This is a genomic window from Streptomyces sp. NBC_00258, assembly GCF_036182465.1.
Classification (GTDB): domain Bacteria; phylum Actinomycetota; class Actinomycetes; order Streptomycetales; family Streptomycetaceae; genus Streptomyces.
This window is the reverse complement of sequence record NZ_CP108081.1, coordinates 10,495,160-10,510,383: the sequence shown is the minus strand read 5'-3', so window position 1 is coordinate 10,510,383 and position 15,224 is coordinate 10,495,160. Positions and strand designations below refer to the sequence as shown.

General features: G+C 70.8%; 13 protein-coding genes and 1 pseudogene. 2 read left to right on the top strand and 12 right to left on the bottom strand.

Annotated features, from left to right (window positions below; genetic code table 11):
- Positions 1–22 precede the first annotated feature (22 nt).
- Entirely contained in the window at positions 23–1,210 is a 1,188-nt protein-coding gene (locus OG718_RS46685) for a flavin-dependent monooxygenase (RefSeq protein WP_328847020.1), read from the bottom strand.
- Between the two features lie 392 nt (positions 1,211–1,602).
- On the opposite strand from OG718_RS46685, the gene rho reads away from it, so the two are divergent.
- Both rho and OG718_RS46675 read left to right on the top strand, forming a co-directional pair.
- A complete protein-coding gene (gene rho / locus OG718_RS46680; protein ID WP_143633543.1) occupies positions 1,603–2,745 on the top strand; it encodes a transcription termination factor Rho in 1,143 nt (380 codons plus the stop codon).
- 125 nt (positions 2,746–2,870) lie between these two features.
- A pseudogene (locus tag OG718_RS46675) lies at positions 2,871–3,713 on the top strand (D-alanyl-D-alanine carboxypeptidase family protein); the annotation flags it as partial.
- Between the two features lie 59 nt (positions 3,714–3,772).
- On the opposite strand, the gene OG718_RS46670 reads toward OG718_RS46675, so the two are convergent.
- From OG718_RS46670 to OG718_RS46620, 11 genes are all read right to left on the bottom strand, one after another.
- Positions 3,773–5,173, bottom strand: a complete 1,401-nt coding sequence (locus OG718_RS46670; RefSeq protein ID WP_260694902.1) for a glycosyltransferase 87 family protein — start codon at positions 5,171–5,173, stop codon at positions 3,773–3,775.
- A complete protein-coding gene (gene mptB, locus OG718_RS46665) occupies positions 5,170–6,576 on the bottom strand; it encodes a polyprenol phosphomannose-dependent alpha 1,6 mannosyltransferase MptB (RefSeq protein WP_328847019.1) in 1,407 nt (468 codons plus the stop codon). The genes OG718_RS46670 and mptB overlap by 4 nt, the downstream gene beginning before the upstream one ends.
- A 131-nt stretch (positions 6,577–6,707) precedes the next feature.
- Positions 6,708–7,640: a glutaminase gene (locus OG718_RS46660; protein WP_328847018.1), complete on the bottom strand. Its 933-nt coding sequence runs from the start codon at positions 7,638–7,640 to the stop codon at positions 6,708–6,710.
- A 439-nt stretch (positions 7,641–8,079) separates the two neighbouring features.
- Complete coding sequence (gene aspA / locus OG718_RS46655; protein WP_328847017.1) at positions 8,080–9,477, bottom strand: aspartate ammonia-lyase; 1,398 nt, start codon at positions 9,475–9,477, stop codon at positions 8,080–8,082.
- A 70-nt stretch (positions 9,478–9,547) separates the two neighbouring features.
- A complete protein-coding gene (locus OG718_RS46650; protein WP_143633532.1) occupies positions 9,548–10,585 on the bottom strand; it encodes an asparaginase in 1,038 nt (345 codons plus the stop codon).
- Entirely contained in the window at positions 10,582–12,033 is a 1,452-nt protein-coding gene (locus OG718_RS46645) for an amino acid permease (RefSeq protein WP_328847016.1), read from the bottom strand. The genes OG718_RS46650 and OG718_RS46645 overlap by 4 nt, the downstream gene beginning before the upstream one ends.
- On the bottom strand, positions 12,030–12,773 hold the full coding sequence (locus tag OG718_RS46640; RefSeq protein WP_143633529.1) for a FadR/GntR family transcriptional regulator: 744 nt from the start codon (positions 12,771–12,773) through the stop codon (positions 12,030–12,032). Before OG718_RS46640 ends, OG718_RS46645 begins: the two co-directional genes overlap by 4 nt.
- A gap of 88 nt (positions 12,774–12,861) precedes the next feature.
- Positions 12,862–13,692, bottom strand: coding sequence for an undecaprenyl-diphosphate phosphatase (locus tag OG718_RS46635; protein WP_328847015.1), 831 nt, complete (start codon positions 13,690–13,692; stop codon positions 12,862–12,864).
- Positions 13,693–13,806: 114 nt separating this feature from the next.
- The gene (crcB, locus tag OG718_RS46630; protein WP_143633525.1) at positions 13,807–14,181 is read right to left on the bottom strand and encodes a fluoride efflux transporter CrcB; all 375 of its coding nucleotides are present in this window, start codon (positions 14,179–14,181) and stop codon (positions 13,807–13,809) included.
- Positions 14,182–14,275: 94 nt separating this feature from the next.
- The gene (gene crcB, locus OG718_RS46625; RefSeq protein ID WP_328847014.1) at positions 14,276–14,752 is read right to left on the bottom strand and encodes a fluoride efflux transporter CrcB; all 477 of its coding nucleotides are present in this window, start codon (positions 14,750–14,752) and stop codon (positions 14,276–14,278) included.
- A gap of 49 nt (positions 14,753–14,801) precedes the next feature.
- On the bottom strand, positions 14,802–15,197 hold the full coding sequence (locus tag OG718_RS46620) for a nuclear transport factor 2 family protein (protein WP_143633521.1): 396 nt from the start codon (positions 15,195–15,197) through the stop codon (positions 14,802–14,804).
- Between the last annotated feature and the right edge of the window lie 27 nt (positions 15,198–15,224).

Below are 15,224 nucleotides of genomic sequence, written 5' to 3'. Positions count from 1 at the left end.
TGCGTCCCCGCCACTGTCACCGTCACAAGAAGGGCGTTCCCGGGTCGACTCCCGACAGGACACGGCCGTAGATCTCCAGGTTGGTGGCCGGGTTGACGAAGGAGTGCAGGGACAGGGCGTTGATGTCGCGGGCGATGCGCTGCATGGGCACCTCCTGCTGGAGCGAGGAGGCACCGGCGGCGGAGGCGAGCAGGTCGACGGCCTCCTTGCAGAGGCGGGTCAGATAGCCGCTCTCGGCACGGATCCTGGCCCGCTCCGCCAAGGTGTACTCGGAACCGTCACGCGCCTTGGTCTCGATCTCGGCGGTCAGCCGGTCGGCCACCAGCTCGGCACCGGAGATCTTCATCTCCGCCTCGGCCGCCTGGAGATGGGTGACGGTGGCCTCGTTCTGCCGCTCGTGGAAGGTGTACGTGATGCCACGCCGGTGGATGCGCTCGCCGAACTCCGTCATCGCCGCCCGGGCCAGGCCCAGTGCCACCGGCGCGGCCCAGGCGCAGAACAGCAGAAGCACGGGCATGCGGTAGAAGGGGTCGTCCGCGTTGGCCTTGGACGGAATCTGCCCGGCCAGCATCGGGCCGACCGGAAGCACGCGATGAGCAGGGACGGGAATGTTCCGGGCCACCACGGTGTTGCTGCCAGTACCGGCGAGACCCGTGACATGCCAGTCGTCCAGGATCTCCAGCTCGGACATCGGCACCGCGGCCCACACCATCTCGGGCGGCCCTTCCGGCGGCGAACCGCCGGCGGGCGTGACCGCGGCCGTGAGCAGATGCCAGTCCGCGTGGTGACAGCCGGTCGCGAAGGCCGAGGCGCCGTCCACCCGATAGCCCCCGTCGTACGGCACCGCCGTGGCGCCGGGGACGAGCGTGCCGCCGATCCTCGCGTCGGGGCCGCTCGGACCCGTGAAGAAGTCGTCCTGCGCCTCGTCGGGGTAGAGCGCAGCGATGTACGAGACCCCCGCCTGACTCAGTGTCATCCACGCCGTGGAGCCGCACTCGACGGCGATCTCCGCGAAGGCGTCGACCTGTGTGCGCAGCGGAGTCTGGTAACCGCCGTAGCGTCGCGGGACGTTCATCCGGTGGATGCCGGTGCCGGTCAGCGCGGCGGCGACCTCGTCGGGCACGCGCCGTTCCCGCTCGGCCCGCAGCGCGTTCCGCCGGATCAACGGCCGCAGTTCACTTACGCGTTCGACGATCCCGGCATCGGCCATGCCGACCACCGTGACGCGGGGCCTCTCCCGTGTCAACGCCATGGGATCCGGCCATCCGGCCCTCGCCGGAGGGAGTAGTGCTAGAGTGCCATCAGCACTTGTGTACGCCCCTTTCTCGGGCGCCGGTGCTGAAGTACCTCTCATCCAGCTGATCAGCCCGTCCCTTCCGACCGGTGAAGCAGCTTCTGTGCACCACCTCTCCTCGTACAGCCACAACGCGTGCGAGTCGTGCGACTCATACGACGTGTCCGGCCAGGGGCTTCCCCTCCGCCGCACGCGGCACGGCACGAGAGGTGATGTCTCCGCCGCCGGGGTGTGTCCACACCGCCCCCGATCCGGCCTCTCCCCCATCCCTCATGACCACATGAACCGTCCGCGAAAGGACACCCACCATGACCACCACACTCGAACGCCCGCCCACTCCCGTCACACAGGAGCAGGCCACCGGCGTACTCGACATCACCTCGAACGGGCAGGGCCACCTGCGCGCCCAGAGCCTGCTTCCCGGGCCCTCCGACCTTCAGGTCTCCTCCGCGCTGATCCGCCGACACGGACTGCGCAAGGGCGACCTCGTCGAAGGCGTACGCGGCAAGCAGCGAGCCCTCACCGAGGTCCAGCGGGTCAACGGCCGACCAGCAGCCGAACTGCGTGGCCGCCCGCACTTCCATGACCTGACCCCGCTGCACCCGCGTGAGCGGCTGCGGCTCGAACACCCGGCGGGCGGTGCGACCACCCGCCTCATCGACCTGGTCTCGCCGATCGGCAAGGGCCAGCGCGGCCTGATCGTCGCCCCGCCCAAGACCGGCAAGACCGTGCTGCTCCAGCAGCTGGCCGCCGCCGTCGCCGGCAACCACCCCGAGGCCCATCTGATGGTGGTACTCCTCGACGAGCGGCCCGAGGAGGTCACCGACATGCGCCGTTCCGTACGGGGCGAGGTGCTCGCCTCCACCTTCGACCAGGCCCCGAAGCAGCACATCGCGCTCGCCGAGCTGGCCGTGGAGCGCGCCAAGCGGCTGGTCGAGGCCGGCCAGGACGTCGTGATCCTCCTCGACTCGCTCACCCGGCTGTGCCGGGCGCACAACAACGCTGCCGCCACCAGTGGCCGCACCCTCAGCGGCGGTGTCGACGCGGCCGCGCTGCACGGGCCCAAGCGGTTCTTCGGGGCCGCGCGTCTCACCGAGGAGGCCGGTTCGCTCACCATCATCGCCACCGCCCTCGTGGAGACCGGCTCCCGCGCCGACGACTACTACTTCGAGGAGCTCAAGAGCACCGGCAACATGGAACTCCGGCTGGACCGCGGCCTCGCGTCCCGACGGATCTTCCCCGCCGTCGACATCACCCCGTCCGGCACCCGCCGCGAGGAACTCCTCGTCCCGGCCGCCGAGTTGGGGACCGTACGGGGCCTGCGACGAGCCCTGCTCTCCCGTGGGGACGCACAGGCCGGACTGGAGACGCTCCTGGACAAGCTGCGCCGGACCCCGGACAACGCGACGTTCCTGAAGCAGGTCCAGCCGACCGTGCCCGCCGACCAGTAGACATGGATCTCGCGGGTCCGCCCCGGACCGGGCAGGTTCAGGGCCGCTGCGGCATCCGGGTGCTCGATGGCGCCGCCCGGCCCGGGCAGCCGGGTATGTGACCTGGGCGTTCCTAGGTTGGCGGTATGACAATCGGATTTCCTTCCCGTGCGGCCGTCTGCTGCTCCGCCGCCTGTGTGGTGGGCGCGCTGGCCTTCGCGCCGAAAACGGCCGCCGCCCACGACGGAGCCGCCCCGGCCACTCCCCATGTCTCCGCGTCGAAACCCGCCGCCGCGCGGCCCTCGACGCTGGACCGGCCCGGGACCCAGGTACGGCCCCGGGCCGGGGCGCCCAGAGTGCCTCAGGACGTCTCCGCGCGGTCGTGGTTGGTGGCCGACGCCGGCACCGGCGAGGTGCTCGCGGCACACAACGCCCATCTCAGGCTGCCGCCCGCCAGCACGTTGAAGACCCTCTTCGCGCTGACCGTGCTGCCGGTGCTGCCCCCGGCGGTCCGGCACACCGTCACGGGGGAGGAACTGGCGGGCGTCGGTCCCGGAAGCAGCCGGGTCGGAATCGCCGCCGGGCGTACCTACAGCGCCGCCGACCTGTGGCGGGGTGTCTTCCTGAACTCCGGCAACGACGCCGTGCACGTACTGGCCGAGATGAACGGCGGCTGGCGCAGCACGGCCGCCCAGATGCAGGCCAAGGCCCAGTCCCTGGGCGCCCGCGACACGCGTGTCGTCTCGCCCGACGGGTACGACACGCCGGGCCAGGTGTCGTCCGCGTACGACCTGGCCGTCTTCGGACGGGCCGGGCTGCGCAACGCGGACTTCGCGCGGTACGCCGCCACCGTCCGCGCCAAGTTCCCGGCCGGCGGCTGGTCGTTCGAGATCCAGAACACCAACCGGCTGCTCACCGGCGCCGACGGGGTCGCGCCCTACCGGGGGCTCGTCGGCGTCAAGAACGGCTACACGTCCCAGGCGGGCAACACGCTCGTCGCCGCCGCGCGCCGGGACGGGCGCACCCTCGTCGTCACCGTGATGGACCCTCAGGCGGGCGGCGGATTCGCCGTGTACGAAGAGGCGCGCTCACTGCTCGACTGGGGCTTCGGGGCCGCCGGGCGTGTCGAACCGGTGGGCTCGCTCCTGCCGCCGCGCCGCGTGTCCACGGCGGGCCCGGCGGCGGTGCCCGCGGCCATGGCGGGCGACGACGGCTCGGCCGACTGGCTGGCGGAGGCGGGGACCCTCGCGGGCGCCGCCGGACTGGGCGCGGGTGCCGTGTCGCTGGCCTTGCGCCTCCACGGCGGGCGGTTCACCCGTGCCTGACCGACAGGCAGCCCCAGGAGCAGGCCGAGGGTGATCCACACGTATGTGTTGCTGCCGACGAACCCGTCGATGCCGGACGCGTCGTCGAACCACAGCCACACCACACTGCTGCACAGCAGGACGTACAGGCCCCCGGCGATCCACAGCAGCCGTCTGCGTCTGAGCCCCTCCCCCAACAGGATCGCGAGCGACGGCAACAGCCAGACGAGGTGATGCACCCAGGTGATCGGGCTGAGGAGACAGGCGGCGAGCCCGGTGAGGGCGAAGGCGCCGAGGACGTCGTCCGCGGCCAGCGCCCGGCGCGCGCGCCACGCCCACACGCCGAGGACAGCCAGCGCCGCCAACGCCCAGGCGGCGCGGCTCGGTTCGGCGGGGTCGGCGAGCCGGGCCAGTACGCCTTGCAGCGACTGGTTGGAGACATAGTCGAGGCGGCCGATGCGGGTGGTGTCCCAGACCGCCTCGGTCCAGTAGAAGCGGGAGGCGCCCGGCATGACCCAGGCCGCGAGCGCGGTGGCGGCCGCGGCGACGCCCACCGCGGTCCCGGCGGCTCGCGGCCGTCTGGCGAGCAGCAGCAGGACGATGAAGATCGCGGGCGTCAGCTTGATCGCGGCGGCGAGACCGATCCCGACGCCGGCCCATCGCTCACGGCCGGTCGACAGCAGCCAGGCGTCGCCGAGCACGAGAGCCAGCAGCACGAGGTTGACCTGGCCGAAGCTGAAGGTGTCGCGGACCGGTTCGAGAAGGGCGAGCAGACAGACCGTGACGGCGAGCCCGAACCAGCCGTGCCGGCGCAGCCTCTCCCCCGCCAGGACGTGCAGGACGAAGGCCGTCGCGGCGAGGTTGAGCAGCAGCCCCGCGGCGATCGCGGCGTGCAGTCCGAGCAGCGCCATCGGCAGCATGCTGACCGCGGCGAACGGCGGATACGTGAAGCCGTACTCCGTCCCCGGCACCCGGTAGTCGTAGACGCTGCCGCCGTGATGGATCCAGGCGTCGACGGCCCCGTGGTAGACGCGCAGGTCGAACCAGTCCCGCAGGAGCGGCACGGTCGCGGTGAAGACGGCCACGGCGGTTGCCAGGGCGAGCACGAACAGCAGCCGCCCGCGATCTGTGCCGGTCAGCCTCATGCGGTCCGCCCCAGAACGGGTGCGGTCGTCGTCTGGTGGGCCTGCCAGAGCACGACCAGCGCGAGCATCCCGCCGGACACCGCCAGGGCCAGCTGCTCGGCATCCGGCGGACCGCCGCTGGGCAGGACCGCGAGCGCGAGTGCCCCGGTCACGGCTGCGACCCGGTGGCGTACGGATGTGCTGGGCGCTGCCGCGGCGATGAGGAACAGCCCCCACAGCGCGTACCAGGGGCGGATGGCCGGGCCGAGCACGGCCACCGTCGCCAGGCTGAGGCCCAGCGCGTAGACGGGGCTGAGGCGGGGGCGGCGCAGCCATATGACGAGTACGGCGACGGCGGTGGCCACGAGGCCGAGGGCGTGCCAGGCGGGCAGCGCGAAGGGAGCGAGATCGCTGCCCAAGCCTTGGAGAAGGGCACCGGTGGCACGGCCGAGGACGCTGGTGGGCGACAGGTTCTCCGGCGACACGGGTGTCTTCAGGGCACCGATCCAGCCGTATCCCGTACCGGCGGCGGCCGTCGCGGCGACGGTGGTGGCCGCTGCGGCGACCGTGGTCGTGGCGATGGCTCTCGCCATGCTCCGGCCGGCCCGCACCTGGAGGGCCACGACGGCCGCGAGGCCGAGCAGGGCAGGGACCTTGACGAGGGCGGCGAGTGTGACGAGCACGGCGCCCAGGACGGGCCACCGGCCGAGTGCCGCCACCAGTCCCGCGCCCAGCAGGCCGAGCATGATGGCGTCGTTGTGCGCTCCCGCGACGAGGTGCAGCAGCACGAGCGGGTTGAGCGCGCCGAGCCACAGCGCGGCGGCCGGATCGGCGCCGCTGTGCCTGGCCAGTCTCGGCAGCGCGGCCGCCATCAGCGCCACGCCGAGCAGCGCGACGACCCGCATGCCGAACAGCCCGGCGGGCACCTCGCCCCGGGTCAGTCCGGACAGCGCGGAGGAGACGGCGAGGAAGACGGGTCCGTACGGTGTCGCGGTCCGCTGCCACACGGGTGCGACCTCGTCCGCGAGCGGTCCGCCGAGTATGGCGGGGCCGTGTGTGTAGACGTCGATGTGCGCGTCGACCATCGCGCCCTGTGCGAGATAGCTGTAGACGTCACGGCTGAACAGGGGCGGCGCGAGGAGCAACGGCGTGGCCCACACGGCGAGTACGGCGAGCAGGGCTCGCGGACTCGGCGGCTCGGGGCCTCGGATCACCCGCCCCAGCAGACCCCAGGCCGCTATGAGCAGCACCACTCCGAAGTACACGCCGACCAGCCCGAGCGCCGCCCGTCCGGACGCCAGGGCAGGCAACTCCCTTACGGGCAGGGCTCCGGCCGTCTCGCCTCCCAGCGCGAGGACGACCGAGCCCGTGAGCCCGAGCAGCTGACAGCGACGCAGATCGACGGAGAAACCCTTGGCCAACACTCGGTCAGCGTGTCAACGCGGGGTGGCCGGAAAGCGACACGTCTCCCTCTGAGCGGCAGCCGCAGCATGTCCGCCGTCTTACCGGACGACGGCCGTCTCTTCGGCGCTGTCGGACGTTCCCGTCGAACCGGCTAGAACACGGACACGCCCGTGAGGGTCGTGAAGCGGTCCAGGGCCGTGACTCCCGCCACCGAGTTGCCCCGCTCGTCCAGGCCGGGGCTCCATACGCAGAGCGTGCAGCGACCGGGGACGACGGCGATGATGCCGCCGCCTACGCCGCTCTTGCCCGGCAGGCCCACGCGGTAGGCGAAGTCGCCGGCCGCGTCGTACGTGCCGCAGGTGAGCATGATCGCGTTGACCTGCTTGGCCTGGCTCTGGGTCAGCAGGCGCGTGCCGTCGGCGCGGATGCCGTGGCGGGCGAGGAAGCCGGTGGCGAGGGCGAGGTCGGCGCAGGAGGCCTCGATGGAACACTGGTGGAAGTACTGGTCCAGGAGGACCGGGACCGGGTTCTCGATGTTCCCGTACGACGCCATGAAGTGGCCCAGTGCGGCGTTGCGGTCGCCGCGGGTGGACTCGGAGGCGGCGACGTCCTTGTTGATGGCGAGCTGTTCGTTGCCGCTCTCCGCGCGCAGGAAGTCGAGGAGCGTGTTTGCCGCGTTGCCGGTCCGGGTGTGGAGGCGGTCGGTGACGACGAGGGCGCCCGCGTTGATGAACGGGTTGCGGGGGATGCCGTTCTCGTACTCCAGCTGTACGAGGGAGTTGAAGGGGTTGCCGGAGGGTTCGCGGCCGACGTGTTCCCAGAGTTCGTCGCCCTCCCTTGCCAGGTCCAGGGCGAGGGTGAAGACCTTGGTGATGGACTGCGCCGAGAACGGCTGCCGCCAGTCGCCGACGCCGTACACCGTGCCGTCCAGCTCCGCGACCGCCATGCCGAACCTGTGCGGGTCGCATGCCGCGAGCGCCGGGATGTAGTCGGCCGGGCGGCCGCGGTCGGGGGCGTCCGCGATCTCGGCGGCGATGCGCTGCAGGACCGGCTGGAAGGTCAGGGGCGAGCTCATGATCACCATTGTGACTCCGGTTCGCTTCGCGGGGGTGGAGTGGGGTGGTGGCTCTTCGTGGGCGGGTGCGGGTGGGTGGGGGCTTGTCGCGCAGTTCCTCGCGCCCCTAAAAGATGCGCCTGCCGTTCGTCGTCGGGTCGGGGCCGCGACGGGGCATCCGATCGCAGCTGTGTCATCCCCCTGTTCATTGGGCGCCCTCGGGAGGTCGTGCTGCGATCGGAAACCCCGACACGACCCCTTGCGCCGAAGGGCGGCTGCCGCCCGGTGGGGCCGCGCCCCGTCAGGGGCGCGGGGAACTGCGCGCCAAGCCCCCACCGGGCCGACAGCCGACGAACGGCCACACCCCCGCTCACCCAGGGGCGCGGGGAACTGCGCAATCTTTTAGGGGCGCGAGGAACTGCGCGACCAGCCGCGATTTACCCGGACCCGCCGACGAACCCCACGCTCCTCAGCCCGTCTGTGAGCCCGCCAAGACCTCGGGGCGGAGCAGCGCCGCCAGGCGGTCCGCCGGGAGGAGGCCCTTTTCCAGGACCAGCTCGGCGACGCCGCGGCCCGTCGCGAGGGCCTCCTTCGCGATGTCCGTTGCCGCCGAGTAGCCGATGTGGGGGTTCAGCGCGGTGACCAGGCCGATGGAGTTTTCCACTGTCATTCGCAATGCCTCCGTGTTCGCCGTGATCCCGGCGACGCACCGCTCGGCCAGCGTCATGCAGGCAGCCCGCAGATGCGTGAGGCTCTCGGACAGGGAGTGCAGAATGATCGGCTCGAACGCGTTCAGCTGCAGCTGCCCTGCCTCCGCCGCCATGGTGATCGTGACGTCGTTGCCGATCACCTCGAAGGCGACCTGGTTGACGACCTCGGGAATCACCGGATTCACCTTGCCGGGCATGATGCTCGAACCGGCCTGCACAGGCGGCAGGTTGATCTCGTTCAACCCGGCCCGCGGCCCCGACGACAGCAGCCGCAGGTCGTTGCAGCTCTTGGAGAGCTTGACCGCGATCCGCTTCAGCACCCCGGACATCTGGACGAACGCCCCGCAGTCCTGGGTCGCCTCGACCAGGTTCGCGGCCGTCACGAGCGGCAGTCCGGTGATGTCCGCGAGGTGTCGGCGGGCCGCCTCGGCGTAACCGGCGGGCGCGTTCAGACCGGTACCGATCGCCGTCGCACCCAGGTTGATCTCGTGGATCAGCTCGACGGCCTCGGCGAGCCGGAGCCGGTCCTCGTCCAGCATCACCGCGTACGCGGAGAACTCCTGCCCGAGCGTCATCGGCACGGCGTCCTGCAGCTGCGTACGCCCCATCTTCAAGACGTCGCGGAACTCCAACGCCTTGGCCGCGAAGGCGTCCTGCAGCACGGCCATCGCCTTGAGCAGCTCGCGCACCGCGAACACCGTGGCGACCTTGACGGCCGTCGGGTAGACGTCGTTGGTCGACTGCCCGAGGTTGACGTCCTCGTTCGGGTGCAGGAACTCGTACTCGCCCTTGGCGTGGCCGAGCAGCTCCAACGCCCGGTTGGCGACCACCTCGTTGGCGTTCATGTTGGTCGAGGTGCCGGCCCCGCCCTGGATGACGTCCACGACGAACTGGTCGTGCAGCTTGCCCTCCCGGATCTCCCGGCAGGCCTCCACGATCGCGGCCGCCTTCCGGGGCTCCAGCAGGCCGAGGTCCTCGTTGGCGCGGGCGGCGGCCTCCTTGACGGCGGCGAGCGCCTCGATCAGGTGCGGGTACGCGGAGATCGGCATCCCCGTGATGGGGAAGTTCTCCTTGGCGCGCAGGGAGTGGACCCCCCAGTACGCCTCGGCGGGGACGTCGCGGTCGCCGAGCAGGTCGTGCTCACTGCGGACGGTCATGTCGGTGCAGCTCTTCCTTCTGGAGAGGGTGGGGCAAGGCTGTGCACGTCCGGCGGATCCGTTGGATCCCTCAGGGCGCCGGAGGCCCCGCGAGCGGCTCGAGTGCCCGTGCCGGACGGATGCTTCCGACCACCGCGCCGCCGCCGAGGAGCGGCGCCCCGGCGAACTCGGTGAGGGCGGCCGGGTCGACACCGCAGCGGGCGAGTGCCGCGGCCGTGACCGGTACGCGGGCCCGGTCGGCGCCGTCCGCGATCTTCACGGCGACGGCCCGGCCGTCCGGCAACGCGGCGACCTGTACGCCCTCGAAGCCGTCCTTGGTGAGAAGGCCCGGTACGGCCCGCATCAGCGCGGCGACGTCGCGGCCGGTGCCGGACGCCATCTCGGCGTGCTCGCGCATCGCGTCGGCGACCCGTGCCTCGGGGGTGCCGGGCGGGGCCGTCGTGATCCGGGCGGCGGCGCGGGCGAGCCCGTGCAGCGAGACGGAGAACAGCGGGGCGCCGCAGCCGTCGACCGTGACCTGGGCGATGGACTGGCCGGTCAGGTCCTCGACGATCTCCGCGATCGCCTGCTGGAGCGGATGCGCGGGGTCGAGGTAGTCGTCGAGCGACCAGCCGTTCAGGTGTGCGGTGTAGAGCATCGCGGCGTGCTTGCCCGAGCAGTTCTGCGCGAGCCGGGACGGCAGTCGTCCGGCGCGGATCCAGTCCTCTCGGACGACCGGGTCGAAGGGCATGTCGGTGACGTTGCGCAGATGGTCCTCGGCGAGTCCGGCGAGCTCCAGGATCCGTCGGGTGCCGGCGAGATGACGTTCCTCACCGGAGTGGCTCGCGGCGGCCAGCGAGAGCAGGTCGCCGTCGAGCGGCAGCCCGGCCCGCAGCATCGCCACGGCCTGCACCGGCTTGAGGGCCGAGCGGGGGTAGAAGGCCGCCTCGATGTCACCGATCTGCAGCTCCACGCTCCCGTCGGCGGCGAGCACGACCACCGACCCGTAGTGGATGCCTTCGATGACTCCGCCGCGTACGAGATGGGCCACGGGTGCGTGGAGCGGTTCTCTGATGGAGGGCGCCGCAGCGAGGGAGCACCCGTAGTCGGCGAGGGTGCCGGGGGTCATGCGTCCACCTCGGGCTTCCGTATCGATTCGACCCGGCGGCGCACGCCGTACCAGCCGGCGACCAGGGCCGCCACGATCAGCGGCAGGCAGAGGACCGTGGTGCGGCCCGCTCCTCCGTCCGCGTACATGAGGACCAGTACGGAGGCGAGGAAGAAGAGGGTCACGAGTTCCGTCCAGGGCGAGCCCGGGAGGCGGTAGCTCGGGCGGTCCAGTTCGCCGTCTTCTGTTTTCCGCCAGAACTGCAGGTGGCAGATCATGATCATGCCCCAGGTGGCGAGGATGCCGATCGCCGCGAAGTTCAGCACGATCTCGAACGCGTCGGTGGGGACGACGAAGTTGAGTCCGACGCCGAGTACACAGATACCGCTGGTCAGCAGGATTCCGCCGTACGGGACCTGGCTGCGGCTCATCACGGAGGTGAACTTCGGCGCCGAGCCGGACATCGACATGGAGCGCAGGATGCGACCGGTCGAGTAGAGGCCGGAGTTGAGGCTGGACATGGCGGCGGTCATCACGACCAGGTTCATCACGCCGCCCGCGGCCGGGATGCCGATGTTGGAGAGCACGGTGACGAACGGGCTCTCACCGGAGGTGTACTTGTTCCAGGGCAGCAGCATCGACAGCAGCAGCACCGAGCCGACGTAGAAGAGACCGACGCGCCACATGATCGAGTTGATGGCCTTCGGCATGATCTTCTCGGGGTTCTCGGTCTCGCCCGCCGCGACGCCGACCAGTTCGACGGAGGCGTAGGCGAAGACGACGCCCTGGACGATCAGCAGCATCGGCAGGAGACCGTTGGGGAAGAGGCCGCCGTTGTCGGTGATCAGCGAGGGGCCGGGGGTGGTCCCGTCCACGGGGTTCTGGGTGACCAGCAGGAAGATGCCGATCAGCATGAAGGCGACGAGCGCGCCGACCTTGATGATCGCGAACCAGAACTCCAGCTCGCCGAAGATCTTCACGGAGATGAGGTTCACGGTCAGCACGACCGCGAGCGCGATCAGGGCGATCACCCACTGCGGGATGTCGGAGAACATCCCCCAGTAGTGGGTGTAGGTGGCGACCGCGGTGATGTCGGCGATGCCGGTGGTCGCCCAGTTGAGGAAGTACATCCAGCCCGCGGTGTACGCGCCCTTCTCGCCCAGGAACTCGCGGGCGTAGGACACGAAGGCGCCGGACGAGGGCCGGTACAGGACGAGTTCGCCCAGGGCACGGACCACCAGGAAGGCGAAGACACCGCAGACGGCGTACGCGATGAAGAGCGAGGGGCCGGCCTCGGCGAGGCGGCCTCCGGCGCCGAGGAAGAGACCGGTGCCGATGGCCCCGCCGATGGCGATCATGTTGACGTGCCGGGATTTCAGGGACTTGCTGTATCCCGCGTCACCGGCGTCGACATGAACGGCGGCTTTCCGTGTCTGCCCTGTCTCTTTTTCGAGGGACTGCTCGCTCACGCCTTTGGTCCGCCTTCCGTGGGGGTGTCCGCGCTGTCCGTGTGCTCGGAGCGCACGATCGCGGTGAGGGTCGTCTCGACGCGGTCGAGGTGGTGTGCCATGGCCTCGGTCGCGTCGTGTGCGCTGCCGTCGACCAGGGCCTCGACGATGGCGCGGTGTTCGCGGTTGGACTGCTCGCGGCGGCCCCCGAGCTCGTTGAGGAACGCCGACTGGCGGGCCAGCGCGTCCCGGATCTCCTCGATCACGCGGCGGAAGACCGGGTTCTGGGCGGCCTGCGCCACGGCGAGATGGAAGAGCGTGTCCATGGCCACCCACGCGGTGGTGTCGGTCTCGCGCTCCATCCGCTCCAGCAGGTGGGCCAGGTGGTCGAGGTCCTCGGGGGTACGGCGTGCCGCCGCGTAACCGGCGACGGGGATCTCGACGTGCCGCCTGACCTCCAGCAGGTCGCTGGCCGCGTAGTCGCCGAAGGTGGGGTCCTCGACGGGGCCGTTGGACAGGACGAACGTGCCCTTGCCGGTCCGGGACACGGTCAGCCCCATCGTCTGCAGTGCCCGGAGCGCCTCCCGCAGCACGGGCCGGCTGACCTCCAGCCGCCGGCACAGCTCCGCCTCGGAGGGCAGCTTGTCCCCCACGGCGTACTCACCGCGCTCAATGGCACCACGAAGGTGCCCGAGCACCGCTTCCATGGCGCTGATGCGCCTCGGCACCGAGCCAGCTGTCTGGCTGTCTGACAGGTTCACGGGGGTGATCCTGGGGGGAACGGGAGGTGACTGTCAAGGGCGTGCCCGGGGCGTGAGACCGGCCCGTGGGCCTCGCTCGCCCGGACGATCAGAGGACCCCGGCGCCCAGCAGACCGAACAGCAGCAGACCGACCACGATCCGGTAGATCACGAACGCGTTGAAGGAATGCTTCGCCACGAACCTCAGCAGCCACGCGATCGAGGCGTACGCCACCAGGAAGGACACTGCTGTCCCCACCGCCAGTGGGAGGGCGCCGGTGCCCGTGCCCAGGGCGTCCTTGAGTTCGTAGAGGCCTGCGCCGGTGAGGGCGGGGATGCCGAGGAAGAAGGAGAGGCGGGTGGCGCCTACGCGGTCGAGGTCGAGGATCAGGGCGGTGGACATGGTGGCGCCGGAGCGGGAGAAGCCGGGGAAGAGCAGGGCCAGGATCTGTGAACTGCCCACCAGCATCGCGTCCTTGAACGAGGTGTCGTCCTCGCCGCGCTTGTGCCGGCCCATCTGGTCCGCCGCCCACATCACCCCGCTGCCGACGATCAGGGAGCCGGCGACCACCCACAGCGAGGCGAGGGGGCCTTCGATGAGCGGTTCGGCGGCCAGGCCGACGGCCACGATCGGGATCGTCGCGCAGATCACCCACCAGGCGAACTTGTAGTCGTGGTGGTGGCGCTCGTCGCGGTCCCGCAGGCCCCGGAACCAGGCCGAGACGATCCGCACGATGTCCTTGAAGAAGTAGACGAGCACCGCGGCGATGGCACCGACCTGGATGACCGCGGAGAAGCCGACCACGGCGTTGTCGTCGACGGGGATGCCCATGAGCCCCTCGGTGATCTTGAGATGGCCGGTGGAGGAGACGGGGAGGAACTCGGTCACCCCCTCGACGGCTCCGAGGACGACGGCCTGACCGACGGAGATGGTGCTCATGGGATCCAGTTCTGGTGGGCGGACGTGCGGGCGACGGCCGCGGCTCGGACATCGGCAGCCGTACGCCGACCGCGGCGGAGCCAGTCCTACTACGCCCAGGTGTGATCTCAGGGGCTACGCCCAGAGAGCCTCGGCGACCGAAACGCCCGCAAAAGCGGCACCGAGTCCCACGGTGACGCTCGCGATCACGTTGGCGGCGGCGTAGAGACGGGCCCCGTCCTCGGTCAGCCGCAGGGTCTCGTACGAGAACGTCGAGTACGTGGTGAGCGCTCCGCACAGCCCGGTGCCGAGCAGCAGTTGGAGGTGCGACGAGGCCGCCCCGGCCACGGCCGCGCCGGTGAGGGTGCCCAGGATCAGACAGCCGACGACGTTCACCGTGAAGGTGCCCCAGGGGAAGACCGTGTCGTGCCGGGACTGCACCGCACGGTCGGTGAGATAGCGCAGCGGCGCACCGACCATGCCGCCGAGAATCACCAAGACCCAGTTCACAACGACTTCTTACCCTTCCCGCCCGTGTCGCCGGGTCCGCCGGCGGGCTCCTCCCGGCCGACGTACCGGATCGCCGCCTCCCTGCCCGTGGTACTCATCGGCGCCGCCGCCACGCCAGGACCCGGCGGACGGCCGTCGCCGCGAGCCAGACCGCCGAGAGCGCCGCCACCAGGGTCGCGGCGAGATAGGCGAGGCCGGTTTGGGGACGGCCCGTGTCGACGAGTCTCTGGATGTCGACTGCGTACGTCGAGAAGGTGGTGAATCCGCCGAGCACTCCGGTGCCGAAGAAGGGACGCACCAGCCGGTGGGCCGCCCACGCCTCGGTGATCACGACCATGAAGGCGCCGATCACGAAGCATCCGCCGACGTTGACCCAGAAGGTGGTCCACGGGAAGCCGCCCGTGTGCGTGGGCCACAGAAGCGAGGCCCCGTAACGCGCCGAGGCCCCGAGCGCGCCGCCCACCGAGACCGCCGCCACGGCCGGCCCCTGTCCCCGCCAGACCGAGATCCGCCGGGCGGGCGCAGGGCGGTCCGCGGGTTCGTCCACCGTCTCGGAATGGGGGGCGGGCATGGGCGTGCGTCTCCTGGTCGTGGCAGGAGATCAGGCTAAACCCTTGAGGTCAGGACGCGCCTGACGCCTCTCGCTCGACGGCCTCGAACCGGGCGGCCATCGCCGCCTGGAGCGCCTGGGCGGCCGACAGGGGGCGGACCATGACCGTGAGGCTGTCGATGCGGCCGTCCTCGTCGAAGTGCAGGATGTCGCAGCCCTGGAGTGCGCGGTCGCCCACCCGCGCCTCGAAGACGAGGACGAGGTCGCGGCCGTCCGGGTTCGCGATCTCACGGATGTAGTGGAAGTCCTCGAAGACCTCGATGACCGCGCCCAGGATCGCCGCGGTGATCGGCTTTCCGGCGTACGGCTTGAACACCACGGGGCTGGTGAACACGACGTCCTCGGCGAGCAGGTCGACGACGGCCGCGTGGTCGCCGTCCTCCACCGCCTTGCGGAAGGGATTCATCTGCCACCTCTTAGGTAACTAATTGAT